We start from the raw sequence: 20,804 nt of genomic DNA, 5'->3' as shown, positions 1-20,804 counted from the left end.
AACCAAAACAAACGACCAACCAAAGGGGGGTATCCCACCATGAAATTCACGAAACTTCTTGCCACCGCTGCCGTGGCAATGGGCCTTGCGACCACCGCAATGGCCGACAAGACCAAGGTCGGCTTTGTCTATGTCGGCCCGGTCGGTGACGGCGGCTGGACCTATGAACACGATCAAGGCCGCAAGGCCGTGGTCGAAGCCTTTGGCGACGACGTCGAAACCGTCTATGTCGAATCGGTGCCGGAAGGCCCCGACGCAGAGCGCGTGATGACCCAGATGGCGCTGGACGGTGCCGACCTGATCTTCACCACCTCGTTTGGCTATATGGACCAGACCATCAACGTCGCGAAGAAATTCCCGGACGTGAAGTTCGAACACGCGACTGGCTACAAGACCGCGCCGAACGTGTCGGTCTACTCGGCCCGCTTCTATGAAGGCCGCGCCGTTCAGGGCCACATCGCGGGCAAGATGACCAAGTCGAACATCATCGGCTATATTGCGTCCTTCCCGATCCCCGAAGTGATCCGCGGCATCAACTCGGCCTATATCCACGCCAAGAAGGTCAACCCGGATGTCGAGTTCAAGATCGTCTGGGCTTACACTTGGTTCGATCCGGCGAAAGAAGCTGACGCAGCCAAGGCGCTGATCGAACAGGGCGCGGACGTAATCCTGCAGCACACCGACTCGACCGCGCCGCAGGCCGCCGCGCAGGCAGCTGGCAACGTCGTGACCTTCGGGCAGGCGTCGGACATGAGCGAATACGCGCCCTTCCCGCGCGTTTCATCAATCATCGACAACTGGGGCCCCTATTATGTCGCGCGCACCAAGGCTGTGATGGACGGCACCTGGGAAAGCGTTTCGACCTGGGACGGCATCGGCGCCGGCATGGTCGGCATCGGCGAAATCTCGGACGCAGTTCCCGCTGACGTGAAAGCCGAGGCAGAAGCCCTGCGCGATGCGCTGGCCGATGGTACGTATCACGCATTCACCGGCCCGCTGAACAAGGCGGACGGCAGCGCATGGCTGGCCGAAGGCGAAACCGCCGATGACGGCACGCTTGCCGGCATGAACTTCTATGTCGAAGGCATCAACGCCGAGATCCCGAACTGATTTCGGGCAACGCTGACTTTGAAAAGGCCCTCCAAATGGTGGGCCTTTTTCGTTTTGCGAACCCTTCATTCTGACAGCAGATGCGCTAGCTCTGAGGATAATCCGTCGGTTATCGACACTTGACCACGCCCAACTTGGTCATCGAAAGTGACCACAATTTGAGACGCAATTGATTAAGGAATCCCCCATGCGCAAATTTGGTTCTGGCTTTAGCGCCGCGCTTATTTCACTGCTGATGGCGCAGCCTGCCCTGTCGCAGGAGATCGCTGACACGATCTATTCCGGTGGGCCTATCCTGACCATTGACGACGCCGCCCCCCGCGCCGAGGCTGTGGCCGTCAGGGATGGCCGCATTTTGGCGGTAGGAGATCTAACGGATGTGATGAACCATCAGGGCGACGGGACAAAGCTTTATGATCTGGATGGCAACACGCTGCTGCCCGGATTTGTCGACAGTCATGGTCACGTGGTCTTTGGCGGGCTACAGGCGCTGTCGGCAAACCTTCTGGCTGCACCTGACGGAACTGTGAACGATATTGCCAGCCTTCAGGACGCTTTGCGGGACTGGATGGCCAAGAACCATGACGTCATCCAACAGGTCAACCTGATCATCGGCTTTGGCTATGACAACGCACAACTGGCCGAACTGCGCCATCCGACCCGCGACGACTTGGACGCTGTGTCGAAGGATGTGCCGATCATGATTGTTCACCAATCCGGTCACATTGGCGTTGCCAATTCCAAAACCCTTGAACTGGCCGGAATCACCGATGACTCAACCCCTCCTCCAGGTGGTGTCTATCAGCGCGACGGGAATGGCCGGGTCACAGGCGTCTTGGAAGAATACGCATTCTTCCAGGCACTGTTTCCGTTGTTGGGCAACCTTGGCCCGGATGGGTTCAAGGAGTTCGCCAAGGCGGGTGCCCAGATGTGGGCGAGCTTCGGTTATACCACCGGTCAGGATGGCCGGTCCTCCGGCGAAGCTGTTGAGGCTTTGAAAGCGGTTGCCGCCACAGGAGACCTGCCTATCGACGTAGCAGCCTACCCGGATGTGCTTGAGGCACGTGACTATATCAAGGCGCATCATTCGCACAGCTACGACAACGGCGTCCGGGTGGCCGGGTGCAAACTGACAATCGATGGATCGCCGCAGGGGTTCACTGCTTTGCGCGACCGCCCCTATTACGATCCTGTTGGTGATTATCCGCCGGGCTACAAGGGATATTCCGCCGTCACCATGGACCAGGTGCAGGACGCGGTGAATTGGTGCTTTGAAAACAAGATCCAGATTCTCACACATTCGAATGGTGAAGGCGCATCAGATATGTTGATCGGCGCTATCGGCGCGGCGCAGGAAAATTTTGGGCATAGAGATGATCGCCCCGTGGTAGTGCATGGCCAGTTCCTGCGCGAGGATCAGGTTGACTCGTTTCAGGCACTGGGGGCCTTCTTCTCGCTGTTTCCGATGCACACCTTCTATTGGGGGGACTGGCACCGCGATCATACCGTTGGCCCCATCAACGCCGAGAACATCTCGCCCACGGGTTGGTTGCGGCAACGCGGCCTGCCGTTTGGCAGCCACCATGACGCGCCTGTTGCCTTCCCGGATTCGATGAGGATCCTCAGTGCCACGGTCACGCGCAGAACCCGGTCAGGCGATATCCTTGGGCCTCATCAGCGCGTCGATGTAATGACCGGGCTGAAGGCGCTGACCATCTGGCCTGCCTATCAGCACTTCGAGGAAGATCACAAAGGATCGATTGAGGTGGGCAAGCTGGCCGACTTCGCAATTCTTTCCGAAGACCCGACCGCGATCGACCCGGAAACGCTGGCCGATATCGATATCGTGGCAACGATCAAGGAAGACGTCGAAATCTATCGCGCCGAAAAGGGCAAGTCGGAGACCCGGCTTTACCCCCCGCTTGGGCACCACATTCTGGACATGGGGTTGAATGCGATGCAGGGCGGCTGACTGCATGTTGCAGCTGGCGAAGGCGTCTGTGCGCACTCGCGCCAAACTTTCCTCTCGCTCAAGACTTGTGCGCTGACGCGTATACTCCAATGACCGGCAGTGCGCTATCTTGCCTGCAACACAGGAGGACACATAAATGCGCAAGATTCAGGCCCAAGGGGTTCATCACATCACGCTCAATGGCGCTGACCGCCAGACCTCGATCGATTTCTGGGAAGGCGTCCTCGGCATGCCCTTCATCTTTGACCAGCCCAATCTGGATAACCCGGACGAAGGCCACCTTTATTTCGATCCCGGCGACGGGCGGCTGATCACGATCTTCACCAATGAAAAGCGAAAACCGGACCCAAAGGGCAATCCGCGTGATCCCGGCACCGTGCATCACATCGCCTTCAATGTCAGCCGCGCCACCCTGACCCACGCGCTGCAAAGGCTGGACGACCGCGGCGTTGCCCATACCCCGATCAAGGATCGCGGTTTCATGGACTCGGTCTATTTCCGCGATCCGCTGGGCCTGACCATTGAACTGGCCTGCTACAAGTTTGAACCGCCTGTCGGTTGCACCCATGCCGACGTGATGATCCGCGCCCACAAGAAACGTGTGGCGGCCGGCGACTATAACATCCAGGAAATCCACCTCGCCGACGCGATCGAGGAGCTGGTTGAAGAACGGCAGGGATCGCTGTCCGACTCGCGCGCAGCGGCGAACCCCTATTGACGCAATCGGCGGCGGGTCAGACGTGTGCCGTCAGCCCGCCATTGATACGCCAGTTCTGCCGCGTGACATAGCCGCCTTCCCCGGCCGGGGACGAGACCGCGACAACACCTCGGCCGCGCTGCCATAGCGCCCCATCGGGATACGGGCGCAGCGGTCTTCAGTTTCCGGCAGGCTGTCTATGAAAGTTTTTTCTTCTCGCCCCAACCGGACCGCGAACGGGGGCTGCGGAGGCCAAGCTGCTGCAATGGCTGATCGGTCAGGCGGCCGCGCAAAGCTGACCCTTTTCGTGGCCGGAAATCCATGGCAACGTCACCGCCATGACACACCAGATCACCAGCCCCGACGGAACCGCGGTCAGCCGCTTTGCCTTTGGCACCATGCAGTTTGGCGGCAAGGCGGATGATGCCGCCTCGGCCGAGATGTTTGCCGCCTGTCTCGATGCGGGTATCACGCATTTCGACACGGCCTTTGTCTATACGGATGGCCGGTCCGAAGAAATCTTGGGGCGCCTCGCCGCGCCGCATCGCGACCAACTTGTGATTGCCACCAAAGTTGGTGGGCAGGTCGATGCCAGCCCTACCACGATTCGCGCCCAGTTCGACGAAAGCCGCAGGCGTCTGGGCATGGAAATGGTCGATATCCTCTATCTGCACCGTTTCGATCCCGACACGCCGCTGGAGGCCACGTTTGACACATTCGCAGAATGGTTCGAGGCCGGGCAGTTCCGCTACCTGGGCCTGTCGAACTTCGCAGCCTGGCAGGTGATGAAGGTGAACGGGCTTCTGGCCGAGCGCGGCATGCGCGTCGACGTGATCCAGCCGATGTACAACCTCGTCAAGCGCCAGGCCGAGGTCGAGCTTCTGCCGATGGCCGCCGATCAGGACATTCTTGTTGCCAGCTACTCGCCTCTGGGCGGCGGACTTCTGACTGGGAAATACGGTGCCAAGGGCAATCCAGGCGGAGATGCTGGCCGGCTGCTGACCGACAAGATGTATTCAAGCCGCTATGCCCCGGAATGGATGCACAAGGCGGCAACCGACCTTGCCGCACTTGCCGCCGAGATCGGCACCCACCCTGCAACGCTGGCTGCAGCCTGGGTCGCGGCGCATCCCACAAGGGTCAGCCCGATCCTGTCGGCCTCAAGACCCGACCAGCTGGGCCCGTCGCTGGATGCGGTTCGGTTTGAATTGAACACCGAACTCTATACCCGCCTCAGCGCCCTGACCCCCACCCCGCCACCGGCCACGGACCGTCTTGAAGAGGCATGAGCGACTTTCTCATCATCGGTGGCGGGATTGCAGGGGCATCCGCGGCCGCGCGGCTTGCGCCTTTGGGCAAGGTCACGCTGCTGGAACGGGAAGCCTCGCTTGGCTATCACGCCTCGGGGCGGTCGGCTGCGCTCTATGAAAGCAATTACGGGCTTGCCTCGACCGTGGCCTTGTCCAAGGCCAGCGGGGAGTATTTCCGCACTGCGCATGGCGGGTTCATCACGCCACGCGGCTTGTTGATGTTAGCGAAAAAGAACGAAGGGGCGGCGTTTTCACATGCCTGCACCTCACTCAATATGCCCTCGATCCCGATTGAGGATGCATTTGCGAAGGTTCCGATCCTGCGGAGTGACGTTGTTGGCTTTGCCGCCTATCACGATGCCGCCTTTGACATCGACACCGACCGTATGATCCAGACTTTCGCCTCGGATGCGCGCGCTGCGGGCGCAGAGGTGTTGACCGGACACGAGGTCACCGCGATCACACGCGCAGGGCACCGGTGGCAGGTCACAACCACCAAGGGGCAATTCGAGGCGGACATCCTGTTCAACGCCTCGGGCGCGTGGGCAGACGTGGTGGCAAGAATGGCCGGGGTTGCACCGGTGGGCTTCACGCCGATGCGACGGTCCATGGCGCGCATTCCGGCCCCGGGTGGACATGATGTCTCGAATTGGCCAATGATCCTTGATGCCCGTGAAGATTGGTATGCCAAGCCCGACGCCGGCAGCCTGATCGTCTCTCCTGCCGAGGAACATCCGATGGAACCGTTCGATGCCTGGCCCGATGACATGGTACTGGCAGAGGGGCTGGCCCGCTATGAGGAACATGTAACCGAACCAGTGACCCGGCTGGAAAGCAGTTGGGCGGGGTTGCGGACGTTTTCGCCTGACCGCAATCTTGTGATCGGCCCCGCCAAGGACAATCCGGCGTTCTTCTGGATCGCAGGCCAAGGCGGATATGGCTTCCAATCGGCGCCCGCCGCGTCGCAACTGGTTGCCGACCTTGTCGCGGGGCGTGCATCAGATCTGGACACAAAAACGCAGGCCGCTCTTGACCCGGCCCGTTTTGCCTGATGCCGCGCCGATTGAACCTTCCTGACAACGCCTCGGTCGCGGAACCCGGTGAGGGCGGCAAGCTGTTTGCGCCTTCGGCGGCGCGCAATGTCGGTCCAATTGCTGACCTTGTCGCCCGGTTCGCGCCCGATGGAGGACAGGCACTCGAGATTGCCAGCGGTACAGGCCAGCATGTCGTCGAACTGGCCCGCGCCTGTCCGGGACTGACCTGGCACCCAACCGAAATCGACCCGGCCCGACGACAAAGTGTGGACGCCCATGTGTCTGAAAGCGGCCTGCACAATATCCGCCCGGCCACTGCGCTTGACGCCACTGCGCCGGGATGGAGCGGCACGCGGGATGCCTGCGACTTGATCTTCCTGTCCAACCTCTTGCAGCTTGTCAGCATGGACGAGGCCCGCACCCTTGTTGTGGAAGCCATCGGCACGCTGGCCCCGACTGGAACGCTGATTATCTACGGCCCTTTCCGACGGGACGGCGCACTGACAAGCGACGGCGATCACCGGTTTGACGCCAGCCTGCGCGCTCAGGACCCCGAAATCGGTTACAAATCAGATTCCGATGTCATCAAATGGGGAACCACGGCAGGCGCCGATCATATCGCGGCCGTCGAAATGCCGGCCAACAATCTTGCCCTTATCTGGAAACGCCCCGCTCTTTGACCCGACATCATATTCAACTTTCCTGATCCAAGTCAATTTTCACATGCAGGACATCCTATATGAAGTTGGAAAACCACTTCGAACATAGGAACTCGAAAATGAGCTGGACCCAGAAACTCGACGACACCCGCACGCAACTTCGCGGACTGAACAAGGCCATCCCGGACGCAACCCGCGCCTTTGGAGGGCTCGGGAAGGCCGTGAAGGAAGGCGGCGTGCTGGACTTCAAGACCAAGGAATTCATAGCACTGGGCATCGCCGTCGCCATGCGCTGCGACGCCTGCATCGTTTTGCATTGCGAGGCGCTGAAAAAGGCCGGTGCCAGCCGGGAAGAGGTCGGCGACGTTCTTGCCATGACCATCCAGATGGGCGGCGGACCGTCGATGATGTATGCAGCCAAGGCGCTGGAGTGTTTCGACGAACTCTGCGCCTGACGTGCGATACCGTGATATGCGGTCGTCCCCCTGCGCGGGGGGCGTGCCGGAGCGGGTATTTGCGCCAGATCAAAACCATTTATATCCTGTGCCCCGACAGTCTCGCCGCCCCGGATCGGCCCATGGCTGACATATTGTTTTATCGACTTCACAGGAGAACACCATGCATTTCAAGCCGCTCATCGGATTACAGGCCACATTAATCGGGGCGCTCGGTGTCACCATTTCCGCCGCGCCAGCTATGGCACAACAGGAAACCGGACATCTGCGGGGCATTTTCGAAAGCCGCGAAGTCAAAGTGGATATCGACAATTTCGTCCGGGCCGCAACAAATATGGAGATTGGCAAGTACCTTGCCTTTAGCGGCGGAGTTAACAAGCTGTTCCATCTGCGCGAACCGACCCGCGTGGACCAACAGCCAACTGTACGGATGAACCGCGACACGCTGTATTCGATGGCGATCATAGATATCAGCGAAGGCGCATCGGTGACCCTGCCGGAAACTGGCGACCGCTACATTTCGGCGCATATTGTCAACCAGGACCACTACATGGACGTCTTCTCCGGCGGCGGCACTTACCCGCTGTCGCAGGAAACCTTCGCGACGCCATACGTGGTGATGATCATCCGCACTCTGGTCGACGCTGCGGACCCCGATGACATTTCAACGGTGCATGAGTTGCAGGACCAAATCAAGATTGATGCAGGGTCTTCCCGCCCCTTCATCATGCCGAATTACGACGAGGATTCGTTTGATGCAGTCCTGGCAGCGGCAAAGGCCTTGGCCGATCATATCCCGGACAGCTCGCGCACCTTTGGGATGCCGGACGAGGTCGATCCGATCCGGCATTTCCTGGGCGCGGCATTTGGCTGGGGGGGATTGCCCGAAACGGAAGCTTTTTACCTGAACGTGGTCCCGAACCTGCCTGTGGGTGAATACCAGATCGACATTCCCGCAGATGTCCCCGTCGGGGCCTTCTGGTCTGTCAGCCTTTATAATGCCCAAGGCTTCTTTGAGCCAAACAGCCGCAACGCCTATAACGTGAACTCTGTCACAGGAGCCCGCAACGACGACGGTTCGATGGTGGTGCATCTTGGCGGCTGCGAAGATAACCGCGTCAATTGCCTGCCGATCATGGAGGGCTGGAACTACACTGTCCGCCTCTATCAACCCGGCCCGGAAATCCTGGATGGAAACTGGCGCTTCCCGGAAGCAGTTTCTGCAAACTGATGCCCGGCCGACGGGACATGAAAATGCGGGGCCTGATCTTCCTCTTGCCGCAAATACCTCTGCCGGAGGCGGCCGCGCGTCAGCGCGGCCTTGCCCAACGGGTCTGCCCTCAGCTTGCCTGAGCGCAAACCCGGCGGGAGCGTTCAGCGGTACACGTGATCTTCGCCGGGGAAGGTGCGGGATTTCACCTCTTCGGCGTAATCCGACACGGCCTGTTCAATGGCCGGGCCAAGATTGCCATAGGTCTTGACGAATTTCGGGGTCCATTCGTTCAGCCCCAGCATGTCTTCCAGCACAAGGATTTGCCCGTCGCATTTTGCCGAGGCGCCAATCCCGATTGTCGGAATGGCAATCTGGCCGGTGATGCGCGCAGCCAGCGGTTCGACCATGCCTTCCAGCACCACGGCAAAGGCGCCCGCCTCAGTCACTGCGGCGGCATCCGCTTCGTGCAGGGCCCAGGTTTCTTCATCTCTGCCTTGAGTCTTGAAGCCGCCCATCACGTGGCTCGATTGCGGGGTCAGACCGATATGGGCCATGACCGGAATGCCGCGTTCCGTCAGGAAACGGATGGTTTCGGCCATGCGCGCGCCACCTTCCAGCTTGACCGCGCCGCATCCGGTTTCCTTCATAATCCGGGCGGCATTGCGGAAGGCAACGGCGGGGCTTTCTTCGTAAGAGCCAAAGGGCATGTCTACCACAACCAGCGCCTTCTCGGTGCCTCGCACCACGGCGCGGCCGTGCACGATCATCAGGTCAAGCGACACGCCGACGGTCGAGTCCATGCCGTGCATGACCATGCCAAGGCTATCGCCGACCAAAATGAAATCCGCGTATTTGTCGACAATTGCGGCGGTATGGGCGTGATAGGACGTCAGCGATACGATCGGCTCGCCGCCTTTGCGCGCCGCGATCTGTGGCACAGTGGTGCGGCGAATCTGGGTCTGCTTGCTCATGGGGTGACCTCCCTCTGGTCAATCAACAGGATGCCGCCGAACTCGACCGACAACATGATCGCGGTGGTTTCTGTGACCGGGCCCGAGACCTCGGCCAGATCGCCGGCATGCACGACATCCAGCCCACGCAACGTCGCGCGGGGTTCGGCGGCGATTGTACCTGCGATCAGGTCGCGCAGCGCCTCGACCGTGGTTCCGGCGCGGGTCGCGTCCTCGGCAAGGGTCAGCGCCTTGTTCAGCACCACCGCCGCCGCGCGGTCTTCCGGCGTCAGGCGGACATTGCGCGATGACATGGCAAGCCCGTCAGCCTCTCGCACCGTGGGGCAGCCGACGATCTCGATCGGAAAGGCCAGGTCGCGGGTCATCTTCCGAATGACCTGAAGCTGCTGATAGTCCTTTTCCCCGAAACAGGCGATATCCGGTCCGACAAAGTTGAACAGGCGGGCGACAACGGTCGTGACGCCCCGGAAATGGCCCGGGCGCACCTTGCCATGCAACATGTTGGCCAGGCGGGTGGTTTCGACAATGGTCTCGTCGCCTTGCGGATAGACCTCTGCCACCTCGGGGATCAGCACCAGATCGACGCCCGCCGCTTGCAGCAGCGCGATATCGCGCGCCTCGTCGCGGGGATAGGCGTCAAGGTCAGCCGCCTCGCCGAATTGGGTCGGGTTGACGAAGATCGTTACAACGACGCGGTCGGTCCGCGCTTTTGCGGCCGCCACCAACGATAGATGCCCGTCGTGAAGATAGCCCATGGTTGGCACCAGCCCGACGGTGTCCCCCGCCTGACGGAACCCGGCCACAGCCGCGCGGCATTCCGCAACCGTTCGACAAATCAGCATGTTCGCGCATCCCCCAAGGATAGGTCCAAACATTGGATTGGCGCCGCTGATAGCAAATTTTTCGGCGGCGCGGCAAGAAAAATGCCGCGACGCAGCGTCACGACGCAGCGATGTTACCCACCGAATGCCCCACCGACAGGTCGGCTTGTCGGTTTTGCGACATAACGGGTCGGCTGAACCCGCCGAGACAGCATCGGAATCGTTGATATGATGCCAGCGAAGAATCCAACGGAGTGGTCAGGGATATGAAAACGCAGGTCAAAGCACTGGTGGTCGGCGGCGGCGCGGTCGGCACATCCATCGCCTATCACCTTGCCAAGGCGGGCTGGGAGGATGTGATGCTGATCGAACGGGACGAGTTGACGTCCGGCTCGACCTGGCACGCCGCCGGGTTGCTGCCCTTGTTCAACATGTCTTATGCAACAACCCATATCCACAAGTACTCGGTCGATTTCTACAAGACCCTGGAAGCGGAAACCGGGCTGAACGCGGGCTTTGCAGTGGTGGGCAACCTGCGCATGGCACAGACGCAAGAGCGCATGGACGAATACATGCTCTATGCCTCGACCGCCGAGACCTGTGGCGTCAAATACGAATGGCTGACCCCCGACCAGATCAAGGAACGCTGGCCGCTGATTGAGACCGGCGACCTGAAGGGCGCGATTTATCACACCGAGGACGGCTATATTAACCCCGCCGACGTGACCATGGCGATGGCCAAGGGCGCACGCCAGCGTGGCGTTGAGATCGTCCGCAAGATGCAGGCCGACGCCTTCCACTGGACTGGCACGCATTGGGAAGTGACCTGTACCAAGATGATCGAAAAGGGCGGCAACCTTGTCGAAAGCGACGAACAGGTCGTCATCACCGCCGAACATGTTGTGACCGCCAGCGGCAACCACGCCCAGCGCACCGCCAGGATGCTGGGCATCAAGATGCCCGCGATCCCGGTTGAACACACGTTCATCGTCATGGATCAGGATCCTGAACTGGTGAAATGGCGCGCCGCAGGCAACCCGGAACATCCCGTCGTGCGCGATGCTGACCGTCAGTCCTATGCCCGCGAGGAACGCGGCGGGTGGATCCTTGGCATTTACGAAGTCGGCGCCCCCGCTCGCTTTGAACATGGCGTGCCTGACAGTTTCCGCGCCGACCTGTTCCCGCTCGATCTGGACCGGATTGCCGAGCAATACATGGCCATGACCGAGCGCGTGCCCTCTTGCGCCGACAGTGGCCTCAAGGATGATTTCAACGGTCCGATCTGTTACACGCCCGACGGCAACCCGCTGGTCGGCCCCGCGCCGGGGCTGCGCAACATGTGGCTGGCCGAAGGGTTTTCGTTCGGGATCACGGCAGCGGGTGGCACGGGCTATTACCTTGCCCAGATGATGGTTGATGGCGAGGCCGAGATCGACATGGCCAGCCTTGACCCCAAACGCTATAGCCAAAACTGGATGACCACCGAGTTCGCCGCGCGCAAGAACGAGGAATGCTATAACCACGTCTACATCCTGCACCACCCGGACGAAGAACGCGAAGCCTGCCGTCCCCTGCGCACGGCGCCAGCCTATGACCGCCAGAAGGCGCGTGGGGCGCAGTTCGGGTTTGTGAACGGCTGGGAACGCCCAAACTACTTTGGTCCACTCAATGCGCCCGAGAGTTTCGACCATGACAGCCGATCATTCCGGCGCGGCGCGTGGTGGCAATATGCTGTGGACGAGGCCAAGGCGATCCGCAGCGGCGTTGGCCTGATCGACGCCACCGCCTTCACCAAGCACGTGGTCAAAAGCCCCGGCGCGACCGCATTCCTTGACTGGTTCACCTGCAACAAGCTGCCCCGTGTTGGCCGCATCAACCTGACCTATGCGCTGACATCCGCCGGCACGACACGCACCGAATACACCATCGTGCGGCGCGGCGAGGATGACTATTACCTTGTCTCGGCTGGCGCATGGACGGAATACGACGCCGACTTCCTGCGCAAAGCCGCCGCCGACAAAATGGAAGAGTTTGGATACATCGAGATCCAGGACGTCACCACGCAATGGGGCGTCTTCGCCATCGCCGGACCGAAATCCCGCGATGTGCTGAAAGAGGTGATCGTCGATGCCGACCCCGCCACCGCGCTTTCGAACAAGCGTTTCCCCTGGCTTTCAGCCCGCGACATCGAACTCGGCATGTGCCCGGTCCGCGCGATCCGCGTTGCCTATACCGGCGAATTGGGCTGGGAATTGCACCACCCCATCGAAATGCAGAACTATCTGTTCGATCTGCTAGAGAAAGCTGGCGAGAAACACGGAATGAAACTGGTTGGGGCGCGGGCGCAGAACTGGCTTCGGCAAGAGAAATCCTATCGCGCCTTCGGCACCGAGTTGGGCCGCGATGCCACCCCGCAAGAAGCCGATTTGCCGCGTTTCATTGACCTTGAGAAGGATTTTCACGGCAAGAAGGCGATGCTTGACACCGGCATCCGCAGCAAATGCGTGACCCTGCTGATCGACGGGCCGGAGGATGCCGATCCCTGGGGCCGCGAGGCGCTCTATACCGAGGACGGCACCCGCGTCGGGCGGCTGACGTCGGGGGGCTTCTCGGTCGCCTTCAACAAGTCGATCGGCATGGGCTATGTCCGGCCCGACCTTGCCATCGAAGGCCAGAAGTTGAAGGTCAAGATGCTGGATCAATTGTGGGATGCCACCGTGACCTGCGACAGCCCCTATGACCCGAAGAACGAAACCATCCGCAAGGACGGATAACGCTTTTTCTGGTCCCAAATACCCACGGCCCTCGCCTCGCGAGGGCCTTTTTCATTTCAGCTTGGGGGGGGCGTCCGGGTCGCTGCCGGGCATGACTGGCTGATACTCCTGCACCTTCGGCGGCTCGGGCAGATCGAACCGCAAGCCATGGCGTGCCATCTGTGCGGCGAAGGGATCGCTGGACTTGAAAAAGCCGACATCCAGCGCACCCGCCTCGATACCGGAAAACGTCAGCGCCTCGGACATCGCCTTGGCCAGCGCGCTTTCGGCCCCTTCGACCGCGTCGACAAATCCCAAAAGGTGGCCCTTGGCGCCGCTGTCATAGGTCACGCCGACCAGAAACGCCGATGGCGCCAGCCCCGCGGCACTGGCAAGCTTTGTGTCGAGCCCTCGCAACAGGGTTTCGGGCAGGTTGGCCGGGCTGTGGATTTCCGATACCCGGCTTTCGATCTGATTCGGCGCGTTGCCCAGCGTTTCGTCAAGCCAAGCAAGCGCCTCCGGTGGCAACAGCATCGCGGACGGGCCGGTTTCAAGGTTCACCCCAAGGCCCAGCCCCTGCCCGGCCAGCATACGCGCCACAATCCGCCCAGACAGGGCGGCATAGGGCGCGGTGCGGCCGACAAAATCCGCCAGCCGCGCCTCGGTGTCAAAGACCAGCACGAAGGACGCATCGCCGACCTCAAACGTCTCGGGCGAAATGCGATCGCCGTCCGCCTCTTTCTCAAGCAGCATGAACAGTTCGGCATCCGCGAGCCGCTCAAAGAACCGCAGGCGCGCGGTGTCATCTTCGGGGGCGGCTTCCATTGCGGCATGGGCGGCGTCCAGCGGGGTCAGGTCGGTCATCTCAGCGCCTCTTTCACGGCTTCCCGCAGTTCCGGCAGCAGATCAGCCTCAAACCACGGATTTTTCCTCAGCCATGCCGTATTGCGCCACGACGGATGAGGCAAGGGGAAGACACCGGGCGCATGGTCGCGCCATGCACGCACGGTGTCGGTGACACTTGCGGTGCCAAGGTGCCATTTTTGGGCGTACCGCCCGACAAGAACTGTCAGCCGAACCGCTCCCAGCGCCTTCAGGACGGATGCTCGCCAAGTGCGGGCACAGATCGACGGCGGCGGCAGATCACTGCCCTTCGCGTCATACCCAGGAAAACAGAAGGCCATCGGCAGAATTGCGACTTGGTCACGATCATAAAAGCGGTCTGCATCCATCCCCAACCACTCCCGAAGGCGGTCTCCCGAAGGATCGGTGAAGGGACGCCCGCTGTCATGGACCCGCGCGCCCGGCGCCTGTCCCGCGATCAGGATTCGCGCTCCGGGTCGGAACCAGACCACCGGACGCGGCGCATGTGCCGTTGCGGTGGCGGCGAAGCGGTCGGCGCAAACTGTGCAGGCCCGAATGTCGGCGGCGATGGACATGCGTTCAGGATGCGTCGGAGCGGGCCAGATTGGAAGTGAGTCCAAAAACATTTCGAATATTGTCGAAATAAAACTTGACCGACGCGCTTATTTCGATACTTCTAGAATCATGAAAATGAGTGACCTCTCCCCCGACTCCCTTGCCCTGGCCGCATCGACCTTTGCCGCGCTGGGGTCCGAGCAACGCCTGGGCGTATTGCAGACGCTGGTGCGGGCCGGACCCGAAGGGTTGAGCATTGGCGAATTGGGACAGCGTAGCGGCGTGACCGGGTCGACCCTGACACATCACATGAAGATCCTCGCGCAGGCCGGGCTGGTGACGCAGACCCGACAAGGCCGGTCAATCATCTGCGCGGCCGTGGCCTATGACCGGGTCCGGGCACTTTCCGAATACCTGTTGAGCCAATGCTGCGCCGACTGCGCTACCCCGTCAAAGGATCACGATCATGGCTGACACAACCCAGTCCCCTGCACCGTTCGCAAAAGCCGTTGCCCGGATCGACCGGGTCTGGCTGACCATCGCCGCAACCCTTGCCGCTGTTGCGCTGCTTGACCTGCCGCAACTGGTGCCGACCGTCAGCTTCTCTGTCAGCGCGATCGCCAAGACCGCGCCCTTCATCCTGTTTGCGGTGCTGGCCATCGGCTATCTGAAAGCGTCCGGTGCAGAAAACGTGATCGCCAAGGCTTTCGAAGGGCGCGAGACGCGCATGATCGTCATGGCGGCGCTGTTTGGCGGAATCTCTCCGTTTTGTTCCTGCGAAGTGATCCCATTTATCGCGGCGATGCTGGCGGTGGGCGCCCCACTGAGCGCGGTCATGGCCTTCTGGCTGGCCTCGCCGCTGATGGACCCGGCGATGTTCGCCATCACCTCTGGCACCCTTGGCTTTGAATTTGCCATTGCCAAGACCCTGTCAGCGGTTGGACTGGGGCTTCTGGGCGGGTTCACCACCAGGCTTTTCGCCGCAACCCCGGTCTTTCAGGACCCGCTGCGTGCCCGTCCCCAACCCAAGGGCTGCGGCACCAAGGCGCCCTATTCCGAGACCCCCGTCTGGTCTTTCTGGCATGATGCGGACCGTCGCGAGACCTTCCGCTCGGCTGCGCTGGAAAATGCGCTGTTCCTGCTGAAATGGCTGTCGCTGGCCTATGTGATCGAGGCGCTGATGATCCACTACGTTCCCGCCGACTGGATCGCCTCGGTTCTGGGCGGCGACGGGTTCCGGCCAATCCTGCTGGGCGCGCTGGTTGGGGCACCGGCCTATCTGAACGGCTATGCCGCCGTGCCACTGGTTGATGCGCTTTTGGCTCAGGGCATGTCGAACGGTGCGGCGATGTCCTTCATGCTGGCCGGGGGCGTAAGTTGCATCCCGGCCGCGATTGCGGTCTGGGCACTGGTCAAACCGCGCGTTTTTGCCGCCTATCTCAGCTATGCGCTGGTGGGGTCGCTGATTGCCGGAACGTTGTGGCAGATCGTAGCCTGAGCCGGGACGACTGACAGGATGGAACGCCGCCTTTCGAGGCGGCGTTTGCTTTTTGCGCCACGACATCAACCGACTATTCTCCAAAACCAAAAGCAGCTGCGCCATTGCGTCCGTTGCCCCGTGAAGGCTTTTGGGCTAGTGCCACGCAAAACGTCATCTAAGGGAAGGGTGGAGCCTAGATGTATCGCGTATGGAATTTTCTGACCAATTATTCACTGCTGCTGATCCTGGGGGCCATCATCGCCCTGATCTGGGCAAACACCAACCCGTCCGGGTATCATCATTTCGTCGAATTCGTGATCTGGGATCACGCGCCAATCGGTCATCTGCACGATGGGCACCGGACCCTGACACTGCACTATCTGGTGAATGACATCCTGATGGCGCTGTTCTTTGCCATCGCCGCGAAAGAGGTCTGGGAAGCCGTGACGCTGAAAAGCGGCTCGCTGCGCGGCAAGAAGGCCGCAACCCCCCTGTTTGCAACGGCGGGCGGTATGATTGGCCCGATTTCGGTCTACCTTGGCCTTGCGATGCTCATGGGGTCGGACACTTATGACGCGGTGGCCAATGGTTGGGCGATCCCGACTGCAACGGACATTGCGTTTTCGTATCTGGTAGGGCGCCTGGTGTTCGGCGCAGGGCACCCGGCGGTGCGCTTTCTGTTGCTTCTGGCAATTGCCGACGACGCGGCGGGTCTGATCATCCTGGCGATCTTCTATCCCTCGGGTGACTTGGCCCCGGAATGGTTGCTGATGTCCTTTGGGGCCGCGATCGCGGTATACCTGCTGTTCAACTGGCTGCCGCGCCGACTGGACCGCGGCAACCAGGCTCGTCCGAACTCGACCATGGTGCGCAGGTCACTTGGCGGCCTGCCCTATATCATCGCGGGATGCATCAGCTGGTATGGCTTCATGATGTCGGGTCTGCATCCGGCCCTTGGCCTGTTGCCGATCGTCCCGGCGATCCCTCATGCCGACCGCGCGTTTGGAATTTTCGCGGAAGCAGAACAATACCTGCATGACCTGTTGAACGTGATGGAACACGCGTTGAAGCACCCAGTCGAGATCATCCTGTTCTTCTTTGGCCTGCTGAATGCCGGGGTCGAGTTTTCGTCCATGGGCGACGCCACCTGGCTGGTTCTTGCAGGGCTCATCATCGGCAAGCCGGTGGGCATTCTTATCTTCGGATGGATCGCCGCTGTTCCAATGCGACTGGGGATTCCAGAGGGCATGCGCATCATTGATCTCGTGGTTATCGGCTGCGTCGCCGCGATTGGCTTCACCGTTTCGCTTTTCGTCGCTTCGGTTGCCTTTGATGCCGGCCCGGTTCAGGACGCCGCGAAGATGGGCGCGCTGTTCAGCTTCGCCGCGGCTATCATCTCGATCGTGGCGGGCAAGGTCTTTCGGGTCGAAAAGCACAGGCTTTGACCCCTGCACGCCCTGAAACGCATCGGCGGCCGTCTCCTGACCGGGACGGCCGCGCTGTTTTTCCCCTTGTCGCGTTGCCAAATCACGGCCAATTTCACAAAAAAGCCCAGATTTGGAGGGAATAATCAACAAAACAACGCCACCGCGGTTGTCTTGAACCATGTCAATCCGACATATTAAGACAAGCCGGCAGACAACAGAGCGTTAATGAAACCTCGTTAGAGGTGCAGGCAGAGCAGAACCGGAGCCCGAGATGCTCGAGTTCGAAAATGTGAGTAAGTCCTTCTGGACGGGCAGCCAGCGCAAGGTGATCCTTGACCGCGTGTCCTTCCGCGTGGAACTAGGCACATCGCTGGGCATTCTGGCACCGAACGGAACCGGCAAAACGACGCTGATCAACATGATGGCTGGGCTTGAGAAACCCGATGAGGGCGAGATTCGCCGCAGTTGCCGTATCTCATTTCCGCTGGGCTTCATGGGGGGCGTTGTGAACAAGCATACCGCCGTCGAAAACAGCCGCTACATTGCCCGCCTCTATGGTCTTGATCCCGATTACGTCGAGGCGTTCTGCCGCTGGCTTTGCGGGTTGGGCGAATATTTCGACCAACCGCTTGGCACCTATTCGTCGGGGATGCGCGCGCGCTTCACCTTTGCGCTGATGCTGGCGCTGGACTTCGACATCTACCTGATCGACGAAGGGATGCCGTCATCGACTGACGTCGAATTCAACAAGAAAGCAGGCGCCATTCTGAAAGAGCGCCTGAGAACGACAACAATTGTGATTGTGTCGCACCAACCCAAGGTGCTTGAAAAGTTCGCGAGATCCGCAGCGGTTCTCCTGAACGGGCAACTTTACATGTTCGACACGCTGGAAGAGGCAAAGCAGCTCTATGACTACGAAACCCAGAGCTAAGAAATTCCGCATCCGGCGCTCGGTTCCGGGCGATGTCGGCACGACCATGACGGACGCCGTTGGCAATGCCGCACGCCAGGCCGTTCCTGCGGATCAACCGACCGCCAACACTCAGACACGCCCGACCCCGGTCGACTCGTCGACCGACACGCCGCCGCCACGCCCGCAAGCCAGCACGACGGAGGCACCATCACAGGACGCCGCCCGCCCGCAAATGGTTTCGGCAACACGGCCGACCCCGTCCGCGCCTCCGGTTTCCAACGGTCAGCTTTCGCCGGAACAGGAGATTGACGCGATCAAGCGCGAGGGCCTGACCGGACGGCAGCTGCGCATGGCCCGCCGCGTGGCGCAGAAACACGGGATCGCGGCGACCTCTGATTATGATGCGATCCGGCTGTTGCGGGAGCAGGGCATCGACCCGTTCCAGCGTTCAAATATGCTGGAATTGATCGGCAATACCGGCGGTCAGTCGGCTGCCCCCGCGGGCGGGGCCGTGCAATTGCCGCAGACCATGCCGCTGCAAAAAGAGCAGCTGCCATCAACCGAAATGGCCTCGCCGATCGAACGGCGAATCCGCGAGATTAGTGAGATCCAGCGCGACATCGGTCGCCGTCGCCGACGCAAGCTGGCGCTGCTGCTGGCCCGGTTGTCGGTCTTTGTGTTCCTGCCCACCCTGTTTGCGGGCTGGTATTTCTATTCGGTCGCGACGCCGATGTATTCCACAAAGTCCGAGTTCCTGATCCTTCAGGCGGATCAGGCAGCGGGATCGGGCTTTGGATCGCTGCTTTCAGGCACGCAGTTTGCCACCAACCAGGACTCGATCGCCACGCAATCCTACCTGCAATCCAAGGACGCCATGCTGCGCCTTGATGCCGATGAAGGGTTCAAGGCTCATTTCTCAAATCCCGCAATCGACCCGATCCAGCGGCTGGACGAGAACCCGTCGAATGAACAGGCCTACAAGATTTACAAGAAATACGTGAAGATCGGCTATGACCCGACCGAAGGCGTCATCCGAATGGAAGTCTCGGCGGCCGACCCTGCCGTTAGCGCCAGTTTCTCGAAGGCACTGATCACTTATGCCGAAGAACGTGTTGATGACCTGTCACGCCGCAAACGGTCGGATCAGTTAAAGGATGCCGAGGCCAGCCTGGAAAAGGCCAAGGCCGACCGCCGCGACGCGCAGGAACGGCTTGTGAAGCTGCAGGAAGGCACCGTGCTTGACCCCGAAGGGCTGATCGCCTCGCTCAGGACGCAGATCAGCAACATCCAGGTGCAGTTGCAGGAAAAGGAATTGCAGCTTCAGGCACTCTTGGACAACCAGCGTCCGAACCAGGCGCGGGTCGAAGGTGTTCAGGGCGACATCCGCCGCCTGCGCAACCTGCTTGACACGCTTGAACGCAAGATGACCGAAGAAGTCGCGGGCGAAGCGTCGCTGGCCGAGAAAACTTCGCAAATCCAGATGGCGCAGGCTGACCTCGCGACGGCTGACCTGCTGATGCAATCGGCGCTTCAGACATTGAAACAGACAGAGCTGGAAGCCAACCGCCAGGTGCGCTATCTGACCACAAGCGTTGAGCCCGTTGCGTCCGAGGACCCGAGCTATCCGCGCAAGTTCGAAAACACGGCCTTGGCCTTCCTGATCTTCTCAGGCATCTACCTGATGATCTCGCTCACGGCCTCCATTCTCAGAGAACAGGTATCCTCCTGACATGAAACACGTCCCTGTCGGCGGTCTGACCGTCGGAAACGATTTGCCGCTCACCGTGATTGCCGGCCCCTGCCAGCTTGAGAGTGAAACCCATGCCCAGATGATTGCGGGCAAGATGAAGGAAGCCTGCGACGCGGCAGGCGCGCAATATGTCTTCAAGGCCAGCTACGACAAGGCCAACAGGACATCGCTTTCGGGCAAGCGGGGTCTGGGCATCGACGAAGGCCTGAAAGTGCTGCAGAGCGTCGGCAAGGCAATCGGTGTACCAACGCTGACCGACATTCACACCGAGGCCCAGTGCGCCGCCGCAGCCGAAGCCTGCGACATCCTGCAGATTCCAGCCTTCCTGTGCCGCCAGACGGACCTTCTACTGGCCGCTGGACGAACCGGCGCAGTCATCAACGTCAAGAAGGGACAGTTCCTGGCGCCCTGGGACATGGACAACGTGGTCTCGAAGGTGGAAAGCACTGGAAATGACAAGATTCTTTTGACCGAACGGGGCACGTCTTTTGGCTATAACACCCTTGTCGCCGACATGCGCGCCTTGCCCCGTATGGCCAAGACCGGTTACCCCGTCGTGATGGATGCCACCCATTCGGTGCAGCAGCCCGGCGGTCAGGGTGGCAGTTCCGGCGGTCAGCGCGAATTCGCGCCGGTCATGGCGCGCGCTGCCGTCAGCCTGGGGATTGCGTCGGTCTTTATCGAAACCCACGAAGACCCCGACAATGCGCCTTCGGACGGGCCGAACATGATCCCGCTGGAGCAGATGCCCGCTCTGATCGAAACCTTGATGGCATTTGACCGGCTGGCCAAGGCCAACCCGATTGCCATCTGAACGTCC

At 60.7% G+C, this 20,804-nt stretch carries 19 protein-coding genes and 1 pseudogene; 15 read left to right on the top strand and 5 right to left on the bottom strand.

Annotated elements, in window-relative coordinates; all coding sequences use genetic code 11:
* The first annotated feature begins 39 nt into the window (after positions 1-39).
* The 3 genes from JQ863_RS05370 to JQ863_RS05360 all read left to right on the top strand — a co-directional run bounded on the left by JQ863_RS05370 (position 40) and on the right by JQ863_RS05360 (position 3,800).
* A complete protein-coding gene (locus JQ863_RS05370; protein ID WP_204113281.1) occupies positions 40-1,110 on the top strand; it encodes a BMP family ABC transporter substrate-binding protein in 1,071 nt (356 codons plus the stop codon).
* 187 nt (positions 1,111-1,297) lie between these two features.
* Entirely contained in the window at positions 1,298-3,082 is a 1,785-nt protein-coding gene (locus tag JQ863_RS05365; protein WP_204113280.1) for an amidohydrolase, read from the top strand.
* Positions 3,083-3,218: 136 nt separating this feature from the next.
* Positions 3,219-3,800: a VOC family protein gene (locus JQ863_RS05360; RefSeq protein WP_204113279.1), complete on the top strand. Its 582-nt coding sequence runs from the start codon at positions 3,219-3,221 to the stop codon at positions 3,798-3,800.
* A gap of 16 nt (positions 3,801-3,816) precedes the next feature.
* On the opposite strand, the pseudogene JQ863_RS19425 reads toward JQ863_RS05360, so the two are convergent.
* A pseudogene (locus JQ863_RS19425) lies at positions 3,817-3,986 on the bottom strand (SDR family oxidoreductase); the annotation flags it as partial.
* A gap of 131 nt (positions 3,987-4,117) precedes the next feature.
* Between JQ863_RS19425 and JQ863_RS05355 the strand changes: the two are divergent.
* The 5 genes from JQ863_RS05355 (at position 4,118) to JQ863_RS05335 (ending at position 8,468) form a co-directional block, all read left to right on the top strand.
* The gene (locus tag JQ863_RS05355; protein ID WP_204113278.1) at positions 4,118-5,068 is read left to right on the top strand and encodes an aldo/keto reductase; all 951 of its coding nucleotides are present in this window, start codon (positions 4,118-4,120) and stop codon (positions 5,066-5,068) included.
* Positions 5,065-6,141, top strand: coding sequence for an NAD(P)/FAD-dependent oxidoreductase (locus JQ863_RS05350; RefSeq protein ID WP_204113277.1), 1,077 nt, complete (start codon positions 5,065-5,067; stop codon positions 6,139-6,141). Before JQ863_RS05355 ends, JQ863_RS05350 begins: the two co-directional genes overlap by 4 nt.
* Complete coding sequence (locus JQ863_RS05345; protein ID WP_204113276.1) at positions 6,141-6,803, top strand: DUF938 domain-containing protein; 663 nt, start codon at positions 6,141-6,143, stop codon at positions 6,801-6,803. The genes JQ863_RS05350 and JQ863_RS05345 overlap by 1 nt, the downstream gene beginning before the upstream one ends.
* 98 nt (positions 6,804-6,901) lie before the next feature.
* Entirely contained in the window at positions 6,902-7,237 is a 336-nt protein-coding gene (locus tag JQ863_RS05340; RefSeq protein WP_204113275.1) for a carboxymuconolactone decarboxylase family protein, read from the top strand.
* A gap of 163 nt (positions 7,238-7,400) precedes the next feature.
* Positions 7,401-8,468, top strand: a complete 1,068-nt coding sequence (locus JQ863_RS05335; protein WP_204113274.1) for a DUF1254 domain-containing protein — start codon at positions 7,401-7,403, stop codon at positions 8,466-8,468.
* Positions 8,469-8,611: 143 nt separating this feature from the next.
* On the opposite strand, the gene panB is transcribed toward JQ863_RS05335, so the two are convergent.
* Both panB and panC read right to left on the bottom strand, forming a co-directional pair.
* Entirely contained in the window at positions 8,612-9,421 is an 810-nt protein-coding gene (gene panB / locus JQ863_RS05330) for a 3-methyl-2-oxobutanoate hydroxymethyltransferase (RefSeq protein ID WP_204113273.1), read from the bottom strand.
* Positions 9,418-10,263 (bottom strand): pantoate--beta-alanine ligase, encoded by an 846-nt coding sequence (gene panC, locus JQ863_RS05325; RefSeq protein ID WP_204113272.1) that lies wholly within the window; start codon positions 10,261-10,263, stop codon positions 9,418-9,420. The genes panB and panC overlap by 4 nt, the downstream gene beginning before the upstream one ends.
* Before the next feature lie 245 nt (positions 10,264-10,508).
* On the opposite strand from panC, the gene JQ863_RS05320 reads away from it, so the two are divergent.
* On the top strand, positions 10,509-13,016 hold the full coding sequence (locus tag JQ863_RS05320) for a GcvT family protein (protein ID WP_204113271.1): 2,508 nt from the start codon (positions 10,509-10,511) through the stop codon (positions 13,014-13,016).
* 51 nt (positions 13,017-13,067) lie between these two features.
* Here the strand turns inward: JQ863_RS05320 and JQ863_RS05315 are convergent, their stop codons facing one another.
* Together JQ863_RS05315 and JQ863_RS05310 are read right to left on the bottom strand one after the other, a co-directional pair.
* A complete protein-coding gene (locus JQ863_RS05315) occupies positions 13,068-13,859 on the bottom strand; it encodes an SseB family protein (RefSeq protein ID WP_204113270.1) in 792 nt (263 codons plus the stop codon).
* The gene (locus JQ863_RS05310; RefSeq protein ID WP_204113269.1) at positions 13,856-14,434 is read right to left on the bottom strand and encodes a uracil-DNA glycosylase family protein; all 579 of its coding nucleotides are present in this window, start codon (positions 14,432-14,434) and stop codon (positions 13,856-13,858) included. The genes JQ863_RS05315 and JQ863_RS05310 overlap by 4 nt, the downstream gene beginning before the upstream one ends.
* Before the next feature lie 109 nt (positions 14,435-14,543).
* Here JQ863_RS05310 and JQ863_RS05305 point away from each other — a divergent pair, with 109 nt between their 5' ends.
* From JQ863_RS05305 to kdsA, 6 genes are all read left to right on the top strand, one after another.
* Positions 14,544-14,888 carry an ArsR/SmtB family transcription factor gene (locus tag JQ863_RS05305; RefSeq protein WP_204113268.1) on the top strand — a complete coding sequence of 115 codons (345 nt, stop codon included), beginning with the start codon at positions 14,544-14,546 and terminating at the stop codon, positions 14,886-14,888.
* Positions 14,881-15,912, top strand: a complete 1,032-nt coding sequence (locus JQ863_RS05300) for a permease (RefSeq protein WP_204113267.1) — start codon at positions 14,881-14,883, stop codon at positions 15,910-15,912. Before JQ863_RS05305 ends, JQ863_RS05300 begins: the two co-directional genes overlap by 8 nt.
* Positions 15,913-16,091: 179 nt before the next feature.
* Positions 16,092-17,339, top strand: a complete 1,248-nt coding sequence (locus JQ863_RS05295; RefSeq protein WP_204113266.1) for a Na+/H+ antiporter NhaA — start codon at positions 16,092-16,094, stop codon at positions 17,337-17,339.
* Positions 17,340-17,592: 253 nt separating this feature from the next.
* A complete protein-coding gene (locus tag JQ863_RS05290) occupies positions 17,593-18,252 on the top strand; it encodes an ABC transporter ATP-binding protein (RefSeq protein ID WP_204113265.1) in 660 nt (219 codons plus the stop codon).
* Complete coding sequence (locus tag JQ863_RS05285) at positions 18,230-19,963, top strand: KpsE/RkpR family capsule polysaccharide export protein (protein ID WP_204113264.1); 1,734 nt, start codon at positions 18,230-18,232, stop codon at positions 19,961-19,963. The genes JQ863_RS05290 and JQ863_RS05285 overlap by 23 nt, the downstream gene beginning before the upstream one ends.
* A 1-nt stretch (position 19,964) precedes the next feature.
* Complete coding sequence (gene kdsA, locus JQ863_RS05280) at positions 19,965-20,798, top strand: 3-deoxy-8-phosphooctulonate synthase (protein WP_204113263.1); 834 nt, start codon at positions 19,965-19,967, stop codon at positions 20,796-20,798.
* Positions 20,799-20,804: the final 6 nt, after the last annotated feature.

Source organism: Shimia biformata (assembly GCF_016888515.1).
Lineage (GTDB): Bacteria > Pseudomonadota > Alphaproteobacteria > Rhodobacterales > Rhodobacteraceae > Shimia_A > Shimia_A biformata.
The sequence above is the reverse complement of the archived record's forward strand: the minus strand, read 5'-3'. Positions and strand labels throughout refer to the sequence as shown.

Bases quoted from the DNA above. Each gene is read 5' to 3' on its own strand.
- JQ863_RS05360 (WP_204113279.1), top strand. From the start codon at position 3,219: ATGCGCAAGATTCAGGCCCAAGGGGTTCATCACATCACGCTCAATGGC.
- JQ863_RS05295 (WP_204113266.1), top strand. From the start codon at position 16,092: ATGTATCGCGTATGGAATTTTCTGACCAATTATTCACTGCTGCTGATC.
- JQ863_RS05305 (WP_204113268.1), top strand. From the start codon at position 14,544: ATGAAAATGAGTGACCTCTCCCCCGACTCCCTTGCCCTGGCCGCATCG.
- JQ863_RS05340 (WP_204113275.1), top strand. From the start codon at position 6,902: ATGAGCTGGACCCAGAAACTCGACGACACCCGCACGCAACTTCGCGGA.
- panC (WP_204113272.1), bottom strand. From the start codon at position 10,263: ATGCTGATTTGTCGAACGGTTGCGGAATGCCGCGCGGCTGTGGCCGGG.
- JQ863_RS05310 (WP_204113269.1), bottom strand. From the start codon at position 14,434: ATGTCCATCGCCGCCGACATTCGGGCCTGCACAGTTTGCGCCGACCGC.
- JQ863_RS05335 (WP_204113274.1), top strand. From the start codon at position 7,401: ATGCATTTCAAGCCGCTCATCGGATTACAGGCCACATTAATCGGGGCG.
- JQ863_RS05315 (WP_204113270.1), bottom strand. From the start codon at position 13,859: ATGACCGACCTGACCCCGCTGGACGCCGCCCATGCCGCAATGGAAGCC.
- JQ863_RS05350 (WP_204113277.1), top strand. From the start codon at position 5,065: ATGAGCGACTTTCTCATCATCGGTGGCGGGATTGCAGGGGCATCCGCG.
- JQ863_RS05290 (WP_204113265.1), top strand. From the start codon at position 17,593: ATGCTCGAGTTCGAAAATGTGAGTAAGTCCTTCTGGACGGGCAGCCAG.
- kdsA (WP_204113263.1), top strand. From the start codon at position 19,965: ATGAAACACGTCCCTGTCGGCGGTCTGACCGTCGGAAACGATTTGCCG.
- JQ863_RS05300 (WP_204113267.1), top strand. From the start codon at position 14,881: ATGGCTGACACAACCCAGTCCCCTGCACCGTTCGCAAAAGCCGTTGCC.
- panB (WP_204113273.1), bottom strand. From the start codon at position 9,421: ATGAGCAAGCAGACCCAGATTCGCCGCACCACTGTGCCACAGATCGCG.
- JQ863_RS05355 (WP_204113278.1), top strand. From the start codon at position 4,118: ATGACACACCAGATCACCAGCCCCGACGGAACCGCGGTCAGCCGCTTT.
- JQ863_RS05285 (WP_204113264.1), top strand. From the start codon at position 18,230: ATGACTACGAAACCCAGAGCTAAGAAATTCCGCATCCGGCGCTCGGTT.
- JQ863_RS05365 (WP_204113280.1), top strand. From the start codon at position 1,298: ATGCGCAAATTTGGTTCTGGCTTTAGCGCCGCGCTTATTTCACTGCTG.
- JQ863_RS05320 (WP_204113271.1), top strand. From the start codon at position 10,509: ATGAAAACGCAGGTCAAAGCACTGGTGGTCGGCGGCGGCGCGGTCGGC.
- JQ863_RS05345 (WP_204113276.1), top strand. From the start codon at position 6,141: ATGCCGCGCCGATTGAACCTTCCTGACAACGCCTCGGTCGCGGAACCC.
- JQ863_RS05370 (WP_204113281.1), top strand. From the start codon at position 40: ATGAAATTCACGAAACTTCTTGCCACCGCTGCCGTGGCAATGGGCCTT.